Annotated in this window: 21 protein-coding genes; 15 read left to right on the forward strand and 6 right to left on the reverse strand. The window is 72.2% G+C overall.

Annotated features, from left to right (window positions below):
• Window positions 1–75 precede the first annotated feature (75 nt).
• The 11 genes from ACFV3I_RS02720 to ACFV3I_RS02770 all read left to right on the forward strand — a co-directional run bounded on the left by ACFV3I_RS02720 (window position 76) and on the right by ACFV3I_RS02770 (window position 12039).
• The gene (locus tag ACFV3I_RS02720; RefSeq protein ID WP_378822318.1) at window positions 76–1014 is read left to right on the forward strand and encodes an ABC transporter permease; all 939 of its coding nucleotides are present in this window, start codon (window positions 76–78) and stop codon (window positions 1012–1014) included.
• Entirely contained in the window at window positions 1007–1855 is an 849-nt protein-coding gene (locus tag ACFV3I_RS02725; RefSeq protein WP_205814303.1) for an ABC transporter permease, read from the forward strand. The genes ACFV3I_RS02720 and ACFV3I_RS02725 overlap by 8 nt, the downstream gene beginning before the upstream one ends.
• Window positions 1852–3675 (forward strand): ABC transporter ATP-binding protein, encoded by a 1824-nt coding sequence (locus tag ACFV3I_RS02730; protein WP_136035267.1) that lies wholly within the window; start codon window positions 1852–1854, stop codon window positions 3673–3675. Before ACFV3I_RS02725 ends, ACFV3I_RS02730 begins: the two co-directional genes overlap by 4 nt.
• Before the next feature lie 51 nt (window positions 3676–3726).
• Complete coding sequence (locus ACFV3I_RS02735) at window positions 3727–5913, forward strand: DUF4148 domain-containing protein (RefSeq protein WP_378822319.1); 2187 nt, start codon at window positions 3727–3729, stop codon at window positions 5911–5913.
• 35 nt (window positions 5914–5948) lie between these two features.
• Window positions 5949–7340 (forward strand): hypothetical protein, encoded by a 1392-nt coding sequence (locus tag ACFV3I_RS02740; RefSeq protein ID WP_378803171.1) that lies wholly within the window; start codon window positions 5949–5951, stop codon window positions 7338–7340.
• A gap of 50 nt (window positions 7341–7390) precedes the next feature.
• The gene (locus ACFV3I_RS02745) at window positions 7391–8152 is read left to right on the forward strand and encodes an SDR family NAD(P)-dependent oxidoreductase (RefSeq protein ID WP_136035568.1); all 762 of its coding nucleotides are present in this window, start codon (window positions 7391–7393) and stop codon (window positions 8150–8152) included.
• Window positions 8149–9225, forward strand: a complete 1077-nt coding sequence (locus ACFV3I_RS02750; protein WP_378803172.1) for an enolase C-terminal domain-like protein — start codon at window positions 8149–8151, stop codon at window positions 9223–9225. The genes ACFV3I_RS02745 and ACFV3I_RS02750 overlap by 4 nt, the downstream gene beginning before the upstream one ends.
• Before the next feature lies 1 nt (window position 9226).
• A complete protein-coding gene (locus ACFV3I_RS02755) occupies window positions 9227–10018 on the forward strand; it encodes an SDR family NAD(P)-dependent oxidoreductase (RefSeq protein WP_378803173.1) in 792 nt (263 codons plus the stop codon).
• Window positions 10019–10212: 194 nt separating this feature from the next.
• Window positions 10213–11409, forward strand: a complete 1197-nt coding sequence (gene dinB, locus ACFV3I_RS02760; protein WP_378803174.1) for a DNA polymerase IV — start codon at window positions 10213–10215, stop codon at window positions 11407–11409.
• Window positions 11410–11488: 79 nt separating this feature from the next.
• A complete protein-coding gene (locus ACFV3I_RS02765) occupies window positions 11489–11764 on the forward strand; it encodes a type II toxin-antitoxin system Phd/YefM family antitoxin (RefSeq protein WP_247638123.1) in 276 nt (91 codons plus the stop codon).
• Window positions 11761–12039 (forward strand): type II toxin-antitoxin system RelE/ParE family toxin, encoded by a 279-nt coding sequence (locus ACFV3I_RS02770; protein WP_206252039.1) that lies wholly within the window; start codon window positions 11761–11763, stop codon window positions 12037–12039. Before ACFV3I_RS02765 ends, ACFV3I_RS02770 begins: the two co-directional genes overlap by 4 nt.
• A gap of 178 nt (window positions 12040–12217) precedes the next feature.
• Here the strand turns inward: ACFV3I_RS02770 and ACFV3I_RS02775 are convergent, their stop codons facing one another.
• Window positions 12218–12568: a nuclear transport factor 2 family protein gene (locus ACFV3I_RS02775; protein ID WP_136030040.1), complete on the reverse strand. Its 351-nt coding sequence runs from the start codon at window positions 12566–12568 to the stop codon at window positions 12218–12220.
• Window positions 12561–13310 (reverse strand): SDR family NAD(P)-dependent oxidoreductase, encoded by a 750-nt coding sequence (locus tag ACFV3I_RS02780; RefSeq protein ID WP_378822320.1) that lies wholly within the window; start codon window positions 13308–13310, stop codon window positions 12561–12563. Before ACFV3I_RS02780 ends, ACFV3I_RS02775 begins: the two co-directional genes overlap by 8 nt.
• Before the next feature lie 76 nt (window positions 13311–13386).
• Here ACFV3I_RS02780 and ACFV3I_RS02785 point away from each other — a divergent pair, with 76 nt between their 5' ends.
• Both ACFV3I_RS02785 and ACFV3I_RS02790 read left to right on the forward strand, forming a co-directional pair.
• The gene (locus ACFV3I_RS02785) at window positions 13387–14361 is read left to right on the forward strand and encodes a C-terminal binding protein (RefSeq protein ID WP_378803176.1); all 975 of its coding nucleotides are present in this window, start codon (window positions 13387–13389) and stop codon (window positions 14359–14361) included.
• 14 nt (window positions 14362–14375) lie between these two features.
• Complete coding sequence (locus ACFV3I_RS02790; protein WP_136045984.1) at window positions 14376–15233, forward strand: fumarylacetoacetate hydrolase family protein; 858 nt, start codon at window positions 14376–14378, stop codon at window positions 15231–15233.
• Between the two features lie 87 nt (window positions 15234–15320).
• Here the strand turns inward: ACFV3I_RS02790 and ACFV3I_RS02795 are convergent, their stop codons facing one another.
• Window positions 15321–16172: a hypothetical protein gene (locus ACFV3I_RS02795; RefSeq protein WP_378803177.1), complete on the reverse strand. Its 852-nt coding sequence runs from the start codon at window positions 16170–16172 to the stop codon at window positions 15321–15323.
• 180 nt (window positions 16173–16352) lie between these two features.
• Here ACFV3I_RS02795 and ACFV3I_RS02800 point away from each other — a divergent pair, with 180 nt between their 5' ends.
• The gene (locus ACFV3I_RS02800; RefSeq protein ID WP_378803178.1) at window positions 16353–17201 is read left to right on the forward strand and encodes a Gfo/Idh/MocA family oxidoreductase; all 849 of its coding nucleotides are present in this window, start codon (window positions 16353–16355) and stop codon (window positions 17199–17201) included.
• Between the two features lie 91 nt (window positions 17202–17292).
• Here the strand turns inward: ACFV3I_RS02800 and ACFV3I_RS02805 are convergent, their stop codons facing one another.
• Genes ACFV3I_RS02805 through ACFV3I_RS02815 form a run of 3 tightly spaced genes read right to left on the reverse strand, consistent with a single transcriptional unit; the run spans window position 17293 to window position 20717 of the window.
• The gene (locus ACFV3I_RS02805; RefSeq protein WP_136031408.1) at window positions 17293–17730 is read right to left on the reverse strand and encodes a VOC family protein; all 438 of its coding nucleotides are present in this window, start codon (window positions 17728–17730) and stop codon (window positions 17293–17295) included.
• Window positions 17731–17762: 32 nt separating this feature from the next.
• A complete protein-coding gene (locus ACFV3I_RS02810) occupies window positions 17763–18113 on the reverse strand; it encodes a TraR/DksA family transcriptional regulator (protein WP_136031410.1) in 351 nt (116 codons plus the stop codon).
• Between the two features lie 51 nt (window positions 18114–18164).
• The gene (locus ACFV3I_RS02815; RefSeq protein ID WP_136035863.1) at window positions 18165–20717 is read right to left on the reverse strand and encodes an MMPL family transporter; all 2553 of its coding nucleotides are present in this window, start codon (window positions 20715–20717) and stop codon (window positions 18165–18167) included.
• 68 nt (window positions 20718–20785) lie between these two features.
• Between ACFV3I_RS02815 and ACFV3I_RS02820 the strand changes: the two genes are divergently transcribed.
• Entirely contained in the window at window positions 20786–21355 is a 570-nt protein-coding gene (locus ACFV3I_RS02820) for a TetR/AcrR family transcriptional regulator (protein WP_136031414.1), read from the forward strand.
• The last annotated feature ends 31 nt before the right edge of the window (window positions 21356–21386 follow it).

The following is a 21386-nucleotide window of genomic DNA, read 5'->3' on the forward strand; positions in this document are numbered from 1 at the left end:
TGGGAGAGGGAGGGGAATTCCCCCGCGAAAACACAAAGTGGAAGGACGGGCGCCCCCCCCCCCTCCCTGTGGCGGGTGCCAACCAGCCCCCCCCTCCCCCTCCCCACCTCGCTCCTCGTGTTCGTGGTGCTCCGGCTGCTGCCGGGCGACCCCGTGATCACCCGTCTCGGCTCGACGCCGGGCGTGGACGCCGAGATGCTCCAGCGTCTGCGCGAGGAGGCCGGGCTCGACGCCCCGGTCATCGAGCAGTACCTGCGCTGGATCGGCGGCGTCGTCACGGGCGACTTCGGACAGTCGTACTTCAACCAGTTCTCGGTGACCGAGCTCATCGCGCAGCGCCTGCCCGCCACGCTCGAGCTCACGCTGATCGGCATCCTGCTGGCCGTGCTCATCGCGACCCCGGCCGCCGTGATCGCCTCGCTGCGCCCGCTCGGCGTGGTCGACCGCGTGCTCACGGCCATCTCCACCGCGGGCATGGCGCTGCCGCAGTTCCTCATCGGCATCGTGCTGATCGTGGTGTTCGCCGTGCAGCTGAAGTGGCTGCCCGCCCGCGGCTACACGCCGTTCGCGGACGACCCGGCCGACAACCTCGTGCGCATGATCCTGCCCGCCCTCACCCTCGCCTTCGCCGCCGCGCCGCTGCTGATGCGGTTCCTGCGGGCGTCGATGGTCGAGGTGCTCGACGCCCCCTACATCCGCACCGCCCGCGGCAAGGGGCAGTCGGCGAGCGGGGTGGTCCTCGGGCACGCGCTGCGCAACGCCCTGATCCCGGGGCTCACCATGCTCGGCCTCATCGTCGGATACACGCTCGGCGGTGTCGTGATCGTGGAGTACGTGTTCGGTGTTCCCGGGCTCGGCTCGCTGGCGATCGACGCCGTGTTCAAGCGCGACTACGCGGTGCTGCAGTCGGTGGTGCTGCTGATCTCCGCCATGTTCATCCTCACGACGCTGGTCGTCGACCTGCTCTACGGCGTGCTCGACCCGCGTCTTCGTGCAAGGAGCAGCCGTGGCTGACACCCTCACCCTCGCCCTGCGCTCGACCCGTCCGCGCCGCCGGCTCGCCGTCGCCTCGTGGATCCCCCTCGCGCTGCTCGCCCTGATCGTGCTGGCCTGCGTGCTCGCGCCCGTCATCGCGCCGTTCGACCCCGCGGCCCAGTCGCCCGACCGCTTCGCCGCGCCCTCGGCCGTGCACCTGTTCGGCACCGACGAGCTCGGCCGCGACCTGTTCAGCCGCGTGCTGTACGGCGGACAGCTCACCGTGTTCATCGCCGCCGGTGCCACGCTCGTGGCGATGGTGCTCGGCATCGCCTGGGGCATGGCCGCCGCGTTCGCCCGCGGCTGGGTCGACGAGCTGCTCATGCGCCTGGCCGACACCGTGATGGCGATCCCGCAGATCCTGTTCGCGCTGGTGTTCATCTCGGCGTTCGGCGCCGACCCCGTGAAGCTCGCCGTCATCATCGGCATCCTGCTCACCCCCACGACCGCGCGGCTGGTGCGGTCGTCGGTGCTGAGCGAGCTGCAGGAGGACTACTTCACCGCGGCCGTGGCCTTCGGCTCGAAGCGCAGCCGCCTGCTGTTCGCGGAGGTGCTGCCCAACGCCAAGGGACCGATCGTGGTGCAGGCCGCCATCAACGCCGCGAACGCGATCCTGCTGGAGGCGTCGATGAGCTTCGTCGGGCTCGGCATCGCGCCGCCCGAGGCCACCTGGGGCACCCTCGTGCAGCAGGGCTACCAGAAGATGTACCAGTCGATCGGGTACGTGCTGTTCCCCGCGCTGTTCATCTTCGTGACCATCTGGCTGCTCAACGTGCTCGCCGACCAGTTCGGCGGCGACCGGAAGGGGAAGGGCCGATGACCGACGCCGCTCCCGTCCTGCGGGTGCAGGACCTCACCGTCTCCTACGGCGACGTGACGCCCGTGAAGGGCATCAGCTTCGCGGTGCGCCCCGGCGAGCGGATCGGCCTGGTCGGCGAGTCCGGCTCCGGCAAGTCGCTCACCGCGCTGTCGATCATGCGCCTCAACGACGGCGCGAAGCTCGGCGGCAGCATCCGGCTGCGCGACCGTGAGCTGCTGACTCTCCGCACGCGCGAGATGACGAAGGTGCGCGGCGGCGAGATCGCGATGGTCTACCAGGACCCGATGTCGTCGCTGAACCCGGTGCGCACCATCGGGCACCAGCTCGTCGAGGCGATCCGGCTGCACGAGCGGGTGTCGCGCCAGGCCGCGCGTGCCAGGGCCGTCGAGCTGCTGACCGAGGTCGGCGTGCCGCTGCCCGAGGAGCGCCTGAGCCAGTACCCGCACGAGTTCTCCGGCGGCATGCGGCAGCGCGTCATGATCGCGATGGCCATGTCGTCGCGGCCCGCGGTGCTGATCGCCGACGAGCCCACCACCGCCCTCGACGTGACCACGCAGTCGCGCATCATCGACCTGCTCGACCGTCTCGCGGAGGACCACGGCACCGCGGTCGTGCTCATCACGCACGACCTCGGCGTCGCGGCCGGCTTCTGCGAGCGGATCCACGTGATGCGGCACGGGCGCGTGGTCGAGGAGGGCCCCGTCGACCGGATCTACGCCGCGCCCGAGCACCCGTACACGCAGGCGCTGCTGGGGGCCGTGGTCGACCTCACGGTGGACGTGCACCAGCCCATCCCGACCGTGGACGCCCTTCACCTCGCACCGCCCACCCCGGAACCGCACGGTGCGGGGCCATCCCACCCCCGGTCCGTGAGCGAGGGGCCCTTCGGCGAGACGAAGGGCGCCGCCGACACGATCAGCGCGGTCGACCGGGCCAGGGAGTCGGGCGACGTGCTGGTCGACGTGCAGGGCGTGACGAAGGTGTTCACGCTGGGCTCCGGACGCCGCGTGACCGCGGTCGACGACGTGTCGTTCCAGATCCGCCGCGGCGAGACCGTGGGGCTCGTCGGCGAGTCGGGGTCGGGCAAGTCGACCGTGTCGAAGGCGGTGCTCGCGCTCGGCGGCATCGACGGCGGTGCGGTGGTGTTCGACGGGCAGCGTCCGCACGACCTGCGCGGCGAGGAGCTGCGCAGGCTGCGCCGCCGCATGCAGATGGTGTTCCAGGACCCGTTCTCGGCGCTCAACCGCCGGCAGACCGTGGCGCAGATCATCGAGGCGCCGCTGCTCGCCCACGGCATCGGCACCCGGGCGACCAGGGCCGAGAAGGTGCGCGAGGCGATGCACCGGGTGCGGCTGGACGAGGAGTTCGCGCACCGGCTCCCGCGCTCGATGTCGGGCGGCCAGTGCCAGCGGGTGTCGATCGCGCGGTCGCTCGTGCTGGAGCCGGAGTTCCTGGTGCTGGACGAGTCGGTGTCGGCGCTCGACGTGTCGATCCAGGCGCAGGTGCTGAACCTGTTGCGCGACCTGCAGTCCGAGCTCGGCCTGACGTACCTCTTCATCAGCCACGACCTCGCCGTGATCCGGTACATGTCGTCGACCGTCGCCGTGATGCAGCACGGGCGGATCGTGGAGGTCGGCGCGCGCGACGCCCTGTTCGCGAACCCGCAGCACGAGTACACGCGCAGCCTCATGGCCGCGATCCCGGTGGCCGATCCGGTGCTCGAGCGGCGCCGGCGGGCCGAGGCCGCGGCGCTCTGGCAGGCGCAGGGGGCGGTCACCGCGGTCGTCCCGGCCCCCACCGCCGCGGGAGCGCGCGGATGACACCGACGGGACACCTCGTCCCGACCCGCCGTCGATAACGAAGGAGTCGTCATGTCCGACACCACCACCGGCACCGAACAGGGTGTGCGCTCGACGGGGCGTCGCGCCCTGATGACCGGGCTCGGCGCCGTCGCGCTCGGTGCGGCCGGGTCCGTCGTCGGCGCGTCGTCCGCGCAGGCGGCCCCCGTCGCGGCGGGCTCGAAAGACGTCACGAGGGCGGAGACCGTCGCCGACCTGGCCGGGCTGCGGGCGCGTGAGGGCGAGCTGGCGATCGTCGCCGGGTATCACGCGCCCGGCGACGCCGGCCTGCTCGTGTACGTGGGGGCCGGTGAGGCCGACACCGCGGTCAACGGCGGCACGGTCGTCGCCGGCAAGCGCCACACGAAGTGGGTGCTGCTCCACGACGGCACGGTCGACTTCCGGGTCTTCGGCATCACCGGACCCGAGACGGCGGCCGACGACGCGCTCGACGCGCTGGTGAACGACCCCGCCGTCCGGCGCATCGAGGCCCAGACCGACCTGCTGTTCCAGCGGCGGCACGTCTTCACCCGCTCGCACATCGAGATCGACTTCGGCGGGCACCTGGTCACCACGGAGGGGATCGAGCCGAACACCGCCGACAACCCGTTCGGCGCGGTCATGTTCTTCACCGGGGCGGCGGCAGACGTGGTCGTCGAGCACCGGCTGACCGAGCCGTGGGCGGAGCTGACCGACGCGGTCGCGGTGCCCGACGCCACCCCGTTCGCCGTCGACACCTGGTGGGCGGTGCAGTGCGACGAGGTCGCCGGTGGCGGGCGGGACGAGCGCGAGCTGCAGCGGTTCGTGCAGGTGACGCAGCAGCTCGACGCCGCGCACATCCGCGTCGACTACCTCAACGGCTGGCCGCTCGACACCGGTCGCCGGCTCACCTGGCGCCGGATGGAGCCGGTCGTCGGGGTGCGCATCGCGAACATGCGGTTCCTCGGCGCCGGACCGTTCGACGGACCCACCGACGGGTCCTTCCCCGATCCGCGCGAGCGCACAGGGTCGCACCCGATCGCCTTCGAGTACGCCGTCCACTGCGACGTCGCCGACGTGCACGCCAGCCGCACCTGGTGGCCCGTGATCATGCGGCGGTGGAACACCCACTTCACCACCGAGCGCTGCTCGGTCGAGAACCCGCCCACCGTGTTCTACGGCGGCGCGGGGTACCTCACGCAGCAGATCTACAGCCTCTATGGGCGGGTCGCCGACTGCACGTCGTCGAACGCGCGGCACCTGAACGACCTCACCGCGAGCGCGTACTGCATCGTCGAGAACTGTCACGGCGACGGCGACGACCAGGGCGGCAACCCGTTCACGACGCACGGCCAGTACGAGCACGACCTCACCTTCATCGGCAACTCCGGGCTGATGGACATCGCCAACTCCGGGGCGCAGTGGGGCACGGCCGCCAAGCGCATCACGGTGCGCGACCACGTGTGCTCGTGGTTCGTCGCGGGCACGAAGATCAGCGACCTGACGCTCGAGAACGTGCGGGTGATCGGCCGCTCCACGTTCGACCCGCAGGCGACCATGACGATCAACGCCGACGGGGCCCAGGTGCGCGGCTGCACCGCCGGGCTGCTGGCGATCGGGCAGCGGTCGGCGCGGTCGTCGCGGCCGACGACGATCGAGGACTCCACGTTCGCGCTGCCGAAGGACCAGGTGCTCGTGCAGACGCCCGTCACGGTCCCGGTCAGCTTCGTGCGCTGCACCATCGGCGGCATCGACGGGACCAAGGCCCGCGGTTCGGGACCGGTCGAGTTCGTCGACTGCCGGCTGAGCGGCCCGGCCTCCGGCGCGCCGTTCGAACTCGGCGCGTCGCGGGTCACGATCCGCGGCGGTACCGTGCGCGACGTGCTGCTGTCGGCGACCGCCGTGCGCGACCAGCTCATCGCCGTGGAGGGCGTGGAGCTCGGCACCGAGCGGGCCGACGTCGCCCTGCTGTCGCGGGCGGCCGGCGACGGCGCCGTCACCTGGCGTCTGAGCGGCGTGACCTCGACGGTCGCGAACGGTGCGGCGCACGCCGACATCGGTGCGGGCGTGAACCACGCGCGCATCACCGGCTCCCAGTTCGTCGGGGGACGGTTGCGGCTGGCCGACGGGTTCGCGGAGCCGTCCACGCTGCTCTACAGCGACTCCGTGGAGCGCGGGGTCGAGACCACGGTGCCCGAGGCCGGGGACCGGGTGCTGATCGCCGACGTGCTGAGCGTGTGAGCGACGGCCATGATGGACGACAGGGAGGACCTGGAGTGAACGACACGGCAGCTGCCACGCGCCTCGGCGACCGCATCCGCGTTCCGCGCACGCGCGCCCGCATCGGTGTGGCCCGGCGCGACATCACGCCCCCGGTGGGCATCCGCGCCAAGAACTGGGGCCCCGCCGACTGGGAGCGCTCCGAGGGGGCGCATCGCCCGTTCGAGCTGACCGCGCTCGCGGTGATCGGGGCCGACGAGCGCCCGCGCGTGCTGCTCGCGGTCGACGGCACCTGGTGGCGCCGGGTCGCCGACGAGCAGGGGGTGCGCGGCGCGATCCTCGACGGTCTCGGCCTGGAACCCGACCAGCTCATGCTGTCGCTGTCGCACACGCACGCCGGCGCGGTGCTGTGCGCCGCCGACGCGCACCTGCCAGGGGGCGAGCTCATCCCCGGCTACCTGGAGGCGCTGTCCGCCGCCGGGGTCGTGGCCGGACGGGAAGCGCTCGACGGCGCCCGCCCCGGACTGATCGAGTGGACCACGGGCACCTGCACCCTCGCCGCGGAACGGGAGCTCGACCTCGACGGACGGGCGCTCGTGGGCTACAACCCGCAGGGCACCGCCGATGACACCGTGACCATCGGTCGCATCAGCGTCGACGGCCGGGTGCGGGCGACCCTGGTGAACTACGCCTGCCACCCGACCACGCTCGCCTGGCAGAGCCGTGAGGTGTCGCCGGACTACGTCGGGGCGATGCGCGAGATCGTCGAGGCCGCGACCGGTGAGCCGTGCCTGTTCGTGCAGGGGGCATCGGGCGAGCTGGCCCCGCGCGAGCAGTACACGGGAGACGTGACCGTGGCCGACCGGCACGGACGCTCGCTCGGACACGCGGTCCTCGCCGCGCTCGACGCCCTGCCGCTGCCCGGTGAGGAGCTGACGCTGGACGGTGTGGTCGAGTCGGGCGCGCCGCTCGCGATCTGGGCGGGGCGGCCGGTCGACGGCGGAGACGGGGCGCGCGGGGTCGTGGCGGCCGTCGAGCTCCCCCTGCGCGACCTGCCGACGCTCGACCAGCTGGCGGAGGAGTGGAAGGACATCGACCCCCGCTCCCGCGACGAGCGTCTGGGCCGGGCGCGGAACCTGCGCGACGGCTACATCGACGGGCCCACCGTGCAGCACCCGGTGTGGGCGTGGCGCTGGGGCGACGCGGTGATCGTGGGGCATCCCGGCGAGGCATACTCCCGGTTGCAGACGACGCTGCGGGAACGGTTCCCCGCGACGCCCATCGTGGTGATGAACCTGACGAACGGCCCGGGCTTCGTCTACCTCCCGACGCGCGAGGCCTACGACCGCGGCGCCTACCAGGCCTGGCAGACCCCCCTGGCCGCCGGGGCCCTGGAGCTGCTGGAGGCGCACGCGGTGACCCTCGTCGCGAGCCTGCTCGACGACTGACCCGCGGCCGCTACACTTGCTATAGCAAATCCCCGTCGTAGAGGAGAGACATGACCGCGCAGCGCCCCGTCGCCATCGTCACCGGAGGCTCCGCCGGCATCGGCTGGGAGATCGGACAGCGGCTCTCCGCCGACGGGTACCGCGTGGTGGCGACCGACCGCGTGCCCGGCCTCACCGCGGGCGACAACCCCGCCGGCATCCTGTGGCGTGAGCTCGACGTGACCGATCACGCCGCGGTCGACCGGGTGTTCGGCGAGATCGAGGCTGAGCTCGGGCCCATCGAGGTTCTCGTGAACAACGCGGGCATCCAGCGGCACCGCGGCATCGAAGACCTCACGTGGGACGAGTGGTCGGCCGTGGTCGACGTGAACCTGCACGGGGTGTTCTCCGCCCTCCAGGCCGCCGGGCGCCGCATGCTCGACCGCGGCGAGGGGCGCATCGTCAACATCTCGTCCATCTCCTCACGCGGTTCCGCGGGCCGGGCGCCCTACGCCACGACCAAGGCCGCCGTGATCGGGCTCACCTCCACCGCCGGGGCCGAGTGGGCGGCGCGGGGCGTGCGCGTGAACGCGGTCGCCCCGGGCTACGTCGACACGGGCGTCTTCCGGCAGGGGGTCGAGCAGGGCACGCTGAGCCTCGACACGATCCTGTCGCGCATCCCCGCGAAGCGCCTAGCCGACGCGAGCGAGATCGCCGCCGCGGTCAGCTTCCTCGTCTCCGACCAGTCGCGCTACATGAACGGCCAGACGCTGTACGTCGACGGCGGGTTCATGGTGGACTACGGCGTGCCCCTCGCGAAGAAGCCCGAATGAGCGCGATCGCCCGCGTCCACACCGCCACGGTGGTGCTGCCGCTGCCCGCGCCCCTGCAGCTCGGGGGCATGACGGTCACGCGCCGCGAGTACACCGCGGTGCGGGCGACCGCGGGTGACGGCACCACCGGCGTCGCGTACTGCCTGTCGCGCGAGGCGCCGATGGCCGAGATCGTGGAGCGGCTCGTCGCTTCGCACGCGGTCGGCACCGACGCGGACAACCCGGCGAGCACGTGGGAGCGGATGCTGCGGGGGAGCGCGATCGTCGGACGGGTCGGGCTCGTGCGCCGGGCCATCGGGCTCGTCGACATCGCGCTGTGGGACATCGCCGCGCGGCGGGCCGGGGTGCCGCTGTGGCGCCTGCTCGGCACGGGCGACGCTCCCCGCGACGCGATGCTCGTGGCCGCGTACCCGTCACCGCAGCGCACGCCCCGGGAGGTCGCGGACGAGGTGCTGGCCCAGGCGGACGGGTGGTCGCAGGTGAAGATCTCCCGCATTCCCGATCCGGCATACATGCGCGAGCTGCTGGCGCTGCTGAACGCAGAACTGCCCGACACGACCGGGCTGGTGGTCGACGTGGGCTTCGGCTGGCCCGACGCCGGCACGGCCCTCGCCGAGATCGCGCAGTGGGGCGACCCGCGCCTGGCGTGGCTCGAGGATCCGCTGCTGCCGGAGGACGCGGCGGGTGTCGCGCGGATCCGCCGCGAGTCGGGGCTGCCGGTCGCGGTGGGCGACGAGGTGACCGACCCCGCGGTGCTGAAGGCGCTGGTGGAGGTCGGCGAGGTCGACGCGCTGCGCCTCGACGTGGTCGCGATCGGCGGAGTCACCCCCGCACGGGAGCTGATCGCGTGGGCGGCCGAGCGGGGAATACCCGTGTCGGGCCACGTGTACCCCGAGGTGACCGCACATCTCGGCATCCAGGTCGAGACCTTCGCGCGCGGCGTGAACCCGTACGACCCCGCGCCCTCGTTCGTGACGGGCGGCCCGCGGTTCGACGGCGCCGTGACACCGAGCGATACGCCGGGCCTCGGGTTCGGGCTCGACCCCGCCGTGTTCCGATTCGAGAGGGACTGACATGACCGACTCCCCGCGCAGTGTCGTGGTCACCGGCAGCGGCAAGGGCATCGGCCGCGCGGTCGCCGAGCGCCTCACCGCCGACGGCTGGATCGTGGTGGGGCTCGAACGCTCCCCGGGCTCCGGCACGGTCGAGGCGGGCGTGCTGGCGGAGGTCGTGCTCGGCGATGCGTCCGACCGGGAGGCGCACGAGCGCGCGGCGACCGTGGCCCGTGCGCGCGCACCACTGGCCGGGTGGGTGAACAACGCCGGCATCACCCGGCGCACTCCCCTGCACGAGCTCGACGAGACCGCGGTGCGGGAGATCATCGGCATCAACGGCTTCGGCTATCTGTGGGGCTGCTCGACCGCGGTGTCGGCCTTCGTGGACCAGGGCCTGCCGGGGGCGATCGTGAACATCGGCTCGATCCACGGGCGGACGAGCTTCGTGGATCACGCCGCCTACGAGTTCACGAAGGGCGGCATCGATGCGCTCACGCGCAGTGTCGCGGTGACATATGGCGGTCTCGGCATACGTGCGAACACCGTGGCGCCGGGCGGCGTGCGCACCCCGCACCTGGAGGCGCAGATCGCCCGAGCGGCCGACCCCGCTGCGGAGGAGCGCGCGCTCGCGGAGGGCCCGCCGATGGGACGCATCGCCCGAGCGGAGGAGGTCGCCGCCGTCACCGCATTCCTGCTCTCCGATGAGGCCCCGTACCTCTCCGGTCAGTCCATCGCGGTCGACGGCGCCTGGACCGCGTCCTTCGGCGACATCGCCGTCGACCCCGCCCTGCGCGCCCGCTTCGACGCCTGACGCCACCGATTCCTGAGGGCCGTTCGTCTCGTCGCCGGTGAGGTGCCTGAGCGCCGTTCGTCTCGTCGCCGGCGTGGTGTCTGAGGGCCGTTCGTCTCGTCACCGGTGGGGTTTCCGAGCGATCCCCGCGTGACGACGCGCTCGCACCGATGTCCGGGGTCCGTGCGACGATCCGCTCGTCGACGGGAGAACGGATGCGTGGGGAAGCCACCGTGCTGCACGCCGACCTGGACGCCTTCTACGCGTCGGTCGAGCAGCGGGATGCCCCCGAGCTGCGCGGTCGACCGGTGATCGTGGGCGGCGGGGTCGTGCTGGCGGCGAGCTACGAGGCGAAGGCCCGGGGCGTCCGCACCGCGATGGGCGGTCGCCAGGCGCGGGAGCTGTGCCCCGACGCCGTCGTGGTGCCGCCGCGCATGGAGGCGTACTCCGCCGCGAGCACAGACGTCTTCGCGATCTTCCGCGACACGACGCCGCTGGTCGAGGGGCTGTCGATCGACGAGGCGTTCCTGGAGGTCGGCGGGCTGCGGCGCATCGCGGGAACGCCGGAGGAGATCGCCGTGCGCCTGCGGGAGCGTGTGCGACGCGAGGTCGGGCTCGCGATCTCGGTCGGGGTCGCGCGCACCAAGTTCCTCGCGAAGGTCGCCAGCGCCGTGAGCAAACCCGACGGTCTGCTGGTCGTGGAGCCCGAGCGCGAGGAGCAGTTCCTCCTGCCGCTGCCGGTCGAGCGGCTGTGGGGTGTGGGCGCGGTGACGGCCGAGAAGCTGCACCGCTACGGCGTGCGCACGGTCGGCCAGCTCGCGGAGCTGGAGGCGGCGACGGCGGAGCGTATGCTCGGCAAGGCCACGGGCGCGCACGTGCACGCGCTCGCGCGACTGCGGGATCCGCGCCCGGTCGACACCACACGGCGGCGCGGCTCGATCGGCTCGCAGCGCGCGCTCGGCTCGCGGCCGCGGTCGGCGGAGGAGCTCGACCTCATCCTCACGCAGATCGTCGACCGGCTCGCCCGGCGGCTGCGCGACGGCGACCGCGTGTGCCGCACGGTGGTGCTGCGACTGCGCTTCGGCGACTTCACGAAGGCCACCCGCTCCCGCACGCTCGGCGCGCCGACCGACCGCACCGCGATCCTCCTCACAGTGGCGCGCACCCTGCTCGCCGCCGCGCAGTCCGAGGTCGCCGACCGCGGCATCACGCTGCTCGGCCTCTCCCTGTCGCAGCTCGACCGCGCCGACCGCGTGCAGCCGGAGCTCCCGATCGACTGGGGTGACGAGGCGCGACTCGACTCGGTGCTCGACACCCTGCGCGACCGCTACGGTGCGACCTCCGTCTCCCGCGCCGCAAAGCTCGGACGCGACCCCGGCTGGTCCACGCCGATCCTCCCCGAGCATGAGTGACGGCCTCGGCCGAGGGCTGCCATGGTTAAGGCCAGACTTCACCCCCCGTTCTGGCTAGAAGTCGGGCTACACTGAGGGCATGCAGACTGTACCGCTGAGCGAGGCCAAGGACCACCTCTCGCGCCTGGTGGACCAGGTCGAGCGCGAGCACGAGACGATCGAGATCACTCGCCACGGCCGGGGCGCGGCAGTGTTGATGAGTAAGGACGCCCTGGAGTCTCTGTACGAGACGCTGCATTGGCTGTCGGAGCCGGGCACGCGACAGGATGTCGACGATGCGCGGCGACAGGCTGAGGCCGGCGAGCTGCGCAGCGCGGAGGAGACGATGGAGCGCTACGGGGTTCGGCCCCGGTGACCTGGACCACCGCTTTCGCTGACTCCGCCTGGCGCGACCTCGATCGGTTGCCGCAGAAGATCGCACAGGCCATCGTCGAGTTCGCTGTCTTCACCCTGCCCGAGAATCCGGAACGCATGAGCAAGCCGCTCGTCGACGAGTTCGAGGGCCTGCGCTCTGCACGCCGTGGGGACTACCGAGTGTTGTTCTTCCTCGGCGCGCGAGAGACGATCGTGGTCGTGCGCGCCCGGCACCGCCGTGATGCGTACCGCCCGCCCGCTCCGCACTGGGACTGACAGAGGCCGGTGGCCCGCGCGCCCCCCTCGAAACGAAGGAGATCTCACGCGATGAAGGAGGTCTCCGGAGCTCCGCTCCTTCATGACGCGAGATCTCCTGCGCACCGTGCGGCCGTCCACCGGCCGCATCGCCCACCGTGCGGACGTGTACCGCCGCAGGTGACCCCGCCTCCGCGCCTCAGGCCTTGAGCATCGACGCCCGCGCGATGCGGCCGTCCACCACGTCGAAGGTCGCGATGGTCTCGGTCGCGACACCCGCGTTGATCACCTGCTCCTGCGCCACGACCCACCGCGCGCCGAAGAGCACGCTCGACTCGATGACGCACGAGAGCTCGGGGTTCTGCAGCCGGGGTTCGTAGAACGCGCGGATGGCTTCGGCGCCGACGATGGGTTCGGGCGCGACACCGGTGATGACGGCGTCGTCGGCGTAGGTGGCGACGAACGCGTCGAGGTCGTGGGCGTTGAACGCGTCGAGCTGTGCCTGCACGGTGTCGTGCGCGGAACGGTCGAGGGCGGTGCGGTCAGTCAATGCGAACTCCTCCGTTGACGTCGTAGGTGGTTCCGGTGATGAAGCGGGCGCGCTCCGAGGCGAGCGACGCGATGATCCAGGCGACGTCCTCGGGCTGGCCGAACGCGCCGAGGGGGATGCCGGCTTCGAGCTTCGCGCGCCCCTCGCCCTGGAGCTGGTCGGTGATGGCGCTGGCGACAGGGCCGGGGGTGACGGCGTTGACGCGGATGCCCTCGGAGGCCAGGTGTCGCGCGAAGCTGCGGGTGATGGCGAGCAGCGCCCCCTTGCTGGCGGCGTAGTGGATGCCGGTCTGCAGGGCGCCGACCTGTCCGGCGATCGAGGCGATGTTGACCACCGACCGGTCGCCCTCGGCCGCGCGCAGCAGAGGGAGTGCCGCCCGGGTGAGCAGGAAGGTGCCGCGGGCGTTGGTCTCGAGGACGAAGTCCCACTCCTCGATGTCGATGTCGGGGTAGGGCGTGTAGGGGCAGACTCCGCCGTTGTTGATGAGCACGTGCAGCTCGCCCCAGGTGACGGTGATGCGGTCGGTGAGCGCGTCGATCGATTCGGCGTCGCGCAGGTCGAGCCGTGACACCAGCACCTCGGCGGCACCGGCCGCCCGGCACTCCTCGGCGACGCGCTCGGCCTCGGCCTCGCGCCCGGTGTAGGTGATCCAGAGGGCGGCGCCCTCGCGGGCGAGTTCGAGGGCGGCGGCGGTTCCGATGCCGGAACTCGCGCCGGTGATGAGTGCGCGGCGAACAGTCATGCCTAAACGCTATAGCAAGAACGGGTCGCTGTCAGCCGCTGTACACCGCTTTGCTAGATGCTATAGCATCTCTCCCATGACTGCGCCGTTCATCCTCGTCACCGACTGCGACCTCCCGGGGACCGTCATCGAAGACACCCTCCGCGGCGCGGGCCTGCGCGCCGATCGCGCCGCCTCCGGCAGCCCCGACGACATCGCCGCGCTCGGCGCCGACGCCGAGGGACTCGTGGTGCAGTGGGCACGCATCGACGGCGACCTCATGGACCGGATGCCCAACCTGCGCCTCATCAGCCGCGTCGGCATCGGGTACGACATGATCGACGTCGACGCCGCCACCGCCCGCGGCATCGCCGTCGCCAACACCCCCAGCTACTGCATCGAAGAGGTCGCCGCGCACACCGTGGCGATGATCATGACCCAGGCGCGCGGACTCCCCGCCTACGACCGCGCCGTGCGCGCCGGCACCTGGAAGGCCGTGGACGCCCGGCCGCTCGCCGTGCGCCCCTCCACCACCACCGTGTCCGTGCTCGGGTTCGGTCGCATCGGCTCGCTGGTCGCCCGCGGACTCCGCGGCCTCGGCTTCCGGGTGCTCGTCGCCGACCCGTACGCCCCCGCCGACGCCGTGCGCGAGGCGGGCTGCGAGCCCGTCGAGATCCCCGACGCCATCGCCCGCGCCGACATCCTCACCCTCCACGTGCCGCTCACCGACGCCACCCGGCACCTGATCGACGCGGCCGCCCTCGCCACCATGACGCAGGGCGCCGTGATCGTGAACACCTGTCGCGGACCGCTCATCGACGAGGACGCGCTCGCCGCCTCCCTCCGCGACGGACACCTCGGCGGCGCCGCGCTCGACGTCTTCGCGGGGGAACCGCTCGCCGCCGACTCCCCGCTCCGCGACCTCGACCAGGTGCTGCTCACCCCGCACGCCGCCTGGTACTCCCCCGAGGCCCTCGCCGACCTGCCGGTGCACGCGGCCCAGAACATCATCCGGTCGTTCGCGGGCGAGTCCGTGCCGATCGTCAACCCGTCGTTCGCCGCCGCCCGCTGACCCGAAAGCCCGACATGGAACTCCTGCGCCTCGGCCCCGCCGGCCACGAACACCCCTACGTCCGCGACGACGCCGGGGTGATCCGCGACCTCGCGCCCCTCACGGCCGAGATCGACGGGGCGTTCCTCGCCGCCGACGGCATCGCCCGCACCCGCGAGGCCCTGCGCCGCGACGAGCTGCCCGTCGCCGACGTCGACGGCCTCCGCCTCGGCGCTCCCGTCGCCCGCCCGACCGCGGTCCTGTGCATCGGCCAGAACTACGCCGCGCACGCGGCCGAGTCCGGCGCAGAGCCGCCCGCGCACCCGGTGCTCTTCTTCAAGCACCCCAACACCGTGGTCGGCCCGAACGACGTGGTGCTGCTGCCGCCCGGTGCGGAGAAGGTCGACTGGGAGGTGGAGCTCGCGGTGGTGATCGGCAGGACCGCCCGCTACCTCCCGTCGCCCGAGGCCGCCCGCGACGTGATCGCCGGGTACACCATCTCCAACGACGTGTCGGAGCGGGCGTACCAGCTCGACGTCTCGGGCGGGCAGTGGTCGAAGGGGAAGTGCTCCGAGACGTTCAACCCCCTCGGCCCCGCGCTCGTGCCCGCCGACGAGGTCGACCCGCAGGCGCTGCGCCTCCGCTCCTTCGTGAACGGCGAGCCGCGGCAGGACTCCTCCACGGCCGACATGATCTTCCCGGTGCTGCAACTGGTGCACGAGCTCAGTCACTACCTGGTGCTGGAGCCGGGCGACGTGATCAACACCGGTACCCCGCAGGGCGTCGCGCTCTCCGGACGCTTCCCCTATCTGCAGGACGGCGATGAGATGACGATCGAGATCGAGGGTCTCGGGCAGCAGCGGCAGCGGACCGAGCGCGTGCACCTGAGCTGACGCGACCCCGGCGGCCTGTGTCCGCGGCACGGCTCCTTTCGCTGAGTGCGCCGTGCCGCGGCCAGAGGCCGTCGGGGGTGTGCGAGGTCAGGCGAGGTCGCGCGGCGGCTGCGGCGGGGTGCGGTGCAGGGGGTCGGCGACCGGGATGCGCTCGGGCTCCGGCTCGGCCTGGGCCTCGGGCGTCGCGGTGGGGGCGGCGGGAGCGGCGGGGAGCTCGCGGGCGACCTGCTTCTCCAGGACCGTCACGGCCTCGTCCGACAGCAGGATCAGGCCGTCGAGCTCTTCGCGCACGCGCTTGTACGCCACGTTGCGCTCGGCCTGTGTCGCCGACTCGTCGACCGCGACCTTCAGCAGCTGCTGGGCGCGGTCGAGGCGCTTGCGCTCCGCCTCCGTGAAGGTGGAGTCGCGCAGCCGGCGGGCATCCTTCTCGGCGATCTCGAACGCCACCGCGTAGTCGCCCACGGCCTGCAGGTACTCCGCGATCTGGTGCTCCGACAGCGGCGCATCGGCCGAGGCGGGGCGCAGCGCGTCGGCGGTCTTCTTGGCGCGCAGGAACGCGGCGGTGAGCGGTTGCCGTCCGTCGCTCATCGCGGGGAAGGCGATCAGCTTCGCCACGTCGAGCTCGTAGTCGAGCCAGCGGGCCGTGATCTCGTCGTGCTCGGCGAACAGCCGCGTCAGCAGGTCGTCGGTCGACACGGGGGCCGTGGTGTCGACCACCGACGGGCCGCGGCGCTTCGCCTCGCGGCCCAGGGCGCGGGCCTCGATCTCGGCGGTCTTCAGCTGCGCCTTCATGCGCAGCGTCTCCAGGCGGCGTTCGTGACGGCGCTTCGAGCTGCGCTCCCACGCCTTCGCCACGCCTCCGGCCATGCCCATGAGCGGGAAGACGAGCCACCAGTAGTGCCCCGCGAAGGTCCAGAAGCCCTGGATGAACTCGTCCATGATGGGTTCAGCCTACTGCGCAGGGGCCGGGCGCCGGCGGCCGTCCGTCGGCTCTGATCGGCCGCATCCGCGGTGGTGGACCCGCGCCGCGAGGCAGACCGCGGCTAGGGTGGGCGCAGAGCCGCCCGGGCGGGGGCGCGGCATCGTCGTCCTCCGCCGGTCGCCGTGGAGGAGGACAGCATGGAGACGAAGAACGTCGCGATCGTCGGCATCGAGAACACTCATGCCACCGAGATCGTCCGTCACCTCAACGGGGAGGAGGCAGCCGACCTCCCGGTGCGGGTCTCGGCCCTCGTCGCGGGCGAGGTGGAGCGCACCAGGGAGCTCGCCGAGCTCGGAGCCATCACCCGCATCGCCCCCGAGGTGTCTGAGCTCAACGGCGCGGTCGACGCGCTCATCGTGACCAGCCGCGACGGGGCGCTCCACCGCGCGCTCGCCGTGCCGTTCCTCGAGGCCGGTACTCCCGTCTGGGTCGACAAGCCGCTGGCCACGACGCTCGACGACGCCGACGCGATCCTCGCCGCGGCCGAGCGTGGCGGCACGACCGTCACCTCCTTCTCGACGCTCCGCTGGCTCGACGACACCGCGGCGATCGCCGACGCCGTGGCCGGGGTCGGCGCGCTCCAGTCGCTCACCGTCTCGGGCCCGGCCGACGCCGACAGCCCGCACGGCGGCCTCTTCTTCTACGGCATCCACCACGCCGACGTCGCCCAGCACCTACTGCCCGGCGCGGCGGAGGGCGTGGAGGTCGAGCGGGCCGACGGCCGTGTCGTCGCGCGCTACCGCGTCGGCGGCGTGCCGGTGGTGCTGGACTTCGTGCGGCCCGAGGGCGACGCGGCCGTGCCGTTCCACGTGACGGCGGTCGGTACGGGCGGCACGGTCGAGCGCGACATCGAGGTCGGCCCCGACTACGTACGGCCCGGAGTCGACGCGTTCGTGCGGATGCTGCTCACCGGCGAGACCCCGGTCCCGGTCGCCCAGCTGCGCGAGCCCGTCGCGGTGCTGGAGCAGATCACGCGCGCGCTCTGATGCTCCGGCGCCGCGGAGGTGGGAGGCGTTCCTCCGCGCGACTCCTCGGGCGCCAGATATCGACCCCGCACCGGTGACCACGCGGCCGATCTCAGCGCTTCGTGAGGTCTTGCGCGAGCATCACGATGATGCCGCTCGGGCCGCGCAGATACGTCAGCTTGTACACGTCCCGGTAGGTGGCGACGCCGCGCAGCGGGTGGCAGCCGTGCCGGGCGGCGATGGCCAGTGACGCGTCGATGTCGTCCACGGAGAAGGCGACGCGGTGCATGCCGATCTCGTTCGGCAGTGTGGGCTCGGTCTCGATCGCGGCGGGGTGGAGGTACTCGAACAGTTCGAGCTGCCCCTGGCCGTCGGGCGTCTGCAGCACGGCGATCCTCGCGTGGTTGCCGTCGAGCCCCACCGCGGTCGACGCCCACTCGCCGCTCACCTCGTCGCGCCCGACCACCTCCAGCCCGAGGTCGGTGAAGAAGGCGATCGTGGCTTCCAGGTCGCGCACGGCGATCCCGACGTTCTCCAGGTGGATGGGCATGCCGCGATGCTACGCCGTGCCGTGTCGTGGTGTCAGCGGCCGAGCTTCTCCGCGCACGCGACGCAGTACTCGGCGAACGGTCGCACCTCCAGCCGCCCGGCGGGGATGGGTTTCCCGCAGTTCGCGCAGACGCCGTAGGTGCCCGCATCGAGACGGGCCAGCGCGTCGTCCACCTGCTGCAGCTCCACCGCCGCAGCCTCGGCCAGCCCGGTGAGCCGTGACCACTCCGACGACAGCGTCACACCCTCGGGGTCGTGCTCGTCGTCGTCGTTCGAGCCCTCGCGGTCGTGCATGAGCTCGTCGAGCGTGGCCGCGGTCGCGCGCACCCGCCCTTCCGCCTCGGCGCGCAGTCGTTCCAGCAGCACGCGCGGATCCTCACTCATCCGCCCACTCTAGGCGCGCCTTCCGACACCGGCGCGCGCCTGCCGCGTGGCTCACTCGTGCGCGCGGCGCTCCGCCCGGGTGCGCGGGGGCTGCACCGCGGGGATGGAGTCGGTGTGCACGGCGGGGTGGTCGCGCTCCAGCGCCGCGCCCTCCATGTCGACGTTCGGGATGAGACGGTCGAGCCACCGCGGCAGCCACCACGCCGAACGGCCGAGCAGATGCATGAGCGCGGGCATCAGCAGCATCCGCACCACGAAGGCGTCGAGCAGCACGCCGAACGCGAGCCCGAACCCGATCGAGCGGATAATGGTCGACTCGGAGAAGATGAACCCGCCGAACACCGACACCATGATGAGCGCCGCGGCGATCACGACCGAGCGGCCCGCGCGGAAGCCCTGGGCGACGGCGTCTCGTGCGGAGGCGCCGTGCACGTACGCCTCGCGCATGCCCGAGGCGAGGAACAGCTGGTAGTCCATCGCGAGCCCGAACAGGATGCCGACGAGGATCACCGGCAGGAAGCTCAGGATCGGCCCGGTGCTGTGCAGGCCGATCAGGTCGGCGCCCCAGCCCCACTGGAACACCGCGACGATCAGGCCGTACGTCGCGAACAGCGACAGCACGAAGCCGCCGGTCGCGATCAGCGGCACGAGCAGCGAGCGGAACACCACGATCATGATGAGCAGCGACAACCCGACCACCACCACGAGGTACAGCGGCAGCACCGCCGCCAGGGCCTCGGAGATGTCGATGTTGATGGCGGCCTGACCGGCGACGCCGAGCGTGATGTCGCCGTCGATCGCGGGCAGCGCACGCAGGTCCTGCACGAGCTTCTCGGTCGAGGCGCTGTTCGGCCCCTCCTCCGGCAGCACCTGGAAGGCGAGGAGCGTGTTGTCGTCGGAGGTGGCGATGGGTGCCACGGCGGCCACGTCGTCCTGCTCCGCGATCTTCTCCGCCACCGTCACCTGGGTGGCGAGCAGGTCGTCGTCGCTCACGGCGTCGTCCAGCGTCGCGGTCACCAGGAGGGGACCGTTCGCGCCCTCGCCGAACTGCTCCTCGACCGCCTGGAACGCGCGGTAGCTGGTGGAGTCGGACGGTTCGCTCGACCCGTCCGGCAGCCCCAGGCGCATCGACATCGACGGGATCGCGATGATGAGCAGCGCGACGATGCTGACGACCGCGGTGACCACGGCACGCAGGGTCGACATGCGGCGCACGGGCTTGCCCGCCGCGTGCTCCTGCCCGATCGTCGCGCGGGCCTTGCGGCTCAGCAGTCGCGTGCCGACGAGGCCGAGGATCGCGGGGGCGAGCGTGATGGCCACGAGCACCGCGACCGCGACGCACACCGCGCCGACCGTTCCCATGAGCCCGAGGAACGGCACTCCGGTGACGTTGAGCGCGAGCAGCGCGACGATCACGGTCGTACCGGCGAACACGACCGCCGTGCCCGAGGTGCCCGTGGCGAGCCCGATCGACTCGCGCACGGGCGACCCGGCGAGCAGCTGCTTGCGGTGCCTGTTGACGATGAAGAGCGAGTAGTCGATGCCGACCGCGAGACCCAGCATCACACCGAGCACGGGGGTGACCGAGGCCATGTCGACCACGCCGGAGAAGGCGAGCGAGGCGGTGACGCCGACGCCGACGCCCACGACCGCCGTGACGATGGGCAGCGCGGCACCGATCAGCGAGCCGAGCATCACGATGAGCACGACCGCGGCGAACGCGAGCCCGATGGCCTCGCCCACGCCGAAGATCTCGGGCACGCCCTGCGCGATGTCGGTGCCGAAGTCGACCGTGACCCCGTCGATCTTCTCGTCCTGGAAGTGCGCGATGGTGGCCTGCTTGACCTCTTCGGACAGCTCCAGGCGCGGGTCGGTGAACGACACGTTGACGATCGCGGTGGAGCCGTCTTCCGAGACGACGCCGATGCCGTCCGTCAGGTCGAGCAGGCGGGAGCCGAGTTCGACCTGCTCCGCGTTCGCGTCGAGCTCGGTGCGGTTCGCGTCGATCGTCGCCTGCTGCGCCTCCAGCTGTGCGAGCTGCGCGTTGAGGGCGGCGAGCTGCGCGTCGAGGGCGGCGGTCTGCTCCGCGGGCGCTCCGGCGGCTTCGGCCTGCGCCCGCGCCGCGGTGAGCTGATCGAGTCCGCCCTGGAGCTGGGTGCGACCCGCGTCGAGCTGCGCCTGTCCGGCGTCGAGCTGGGCGCGTCCGCTGTCGAGCTGCGCCTGCCCGTCGGTGAGCTGCTGCGCCTGGTCGGCCTGCTGCTGCTGGGCGTCGAACGGGTCGACCACCGAGGCGACGCCGTCGAGGTCTTCCGCGCTCGCGGCGAGGTCGGAGATCGCCTGCTTCTGCTCGTCGGTGAAGGGCTCGCCGTCGTCGGTGCGGTACACGACCGTGCCGGTGCCGCCCGCGGTGTCGGGCAGCTTCTTCGCGAGCTGGTCGGTGACCGCGCCCGACGCGGTGCCGGGGATGTCGAAGCTGTTGCTCAGCGTGCCGCCGAGGGTGAGGAAGGCGCCGACGCCGATGCCGAGGATCACGACCCACGAGACGATCACCGTCCACGCCCTGCGCGCAGCGAAAGAACCCAGACGGAACAGCAGTGAGGCCACGTGATCTCCTTCAGACGAAAAGATCATACGGCACGTCTCGTCTAGGGTTCTGTGGCTATCCTGAACGCATGGTGAACGTGCATCGCAGCGGCCCTGTGCGCAGCACCGCGGCCCGCGAGGCGATCCTCGCCGCCACGGCTCGGCTCTTCCACAACCAGGGCTACGACCGGCTCACGATCGAGGGCATCGCGAAAGAGGCCGGGGTCGGCAAGCAGACCATCTACCGCTGGTGGCCATCGCGGGGGGCTCTCATCGGCGAGTGCCTGGCCGAAGGGCTCCTGGTCCCGGTCGACTTCGTCGTGCCCGACACGGGAGACCTCTCCGCCGACGTCGAGACGTGGCTGCGCAGCGTCCTCGCGATCCTGGAGGAGCCGCAGGGCGGGGTGCTGCTGCGCTCCCTCGTCGCCGCCGCCACCGAAGACGCCTCGGTCGGCGCGCACCTGGGCGAGAGCCTCGGCGTGGAGAAGTACCTCGTCGAGCGGCTGCGCGGCGGCATCCGGGATGGGCAGCTCGCCGACGACGCCCCGGTCGAGCAGCTCGGTCGCGCGATCCTCGGGGCGATCATCGTCGAGGCGCTCGGCCGCGAAGCCCACGACCCGGGCTCGGTCGTCGCCCTGACGCGCTTCCTCTTCCGCTGACGCCCGTCGCCTTGTCGCCGGCGTGGTTCCT

Source organism: Microbacterium sp. NPDC059771 (assembly GCF_042732495.1).
Lineage (GTDB): Bacteria > Actinomycetota > Actinomycetes > Actinomycetales > Microbacteriaceae > Microbacterium > Microbacterium sufflavum.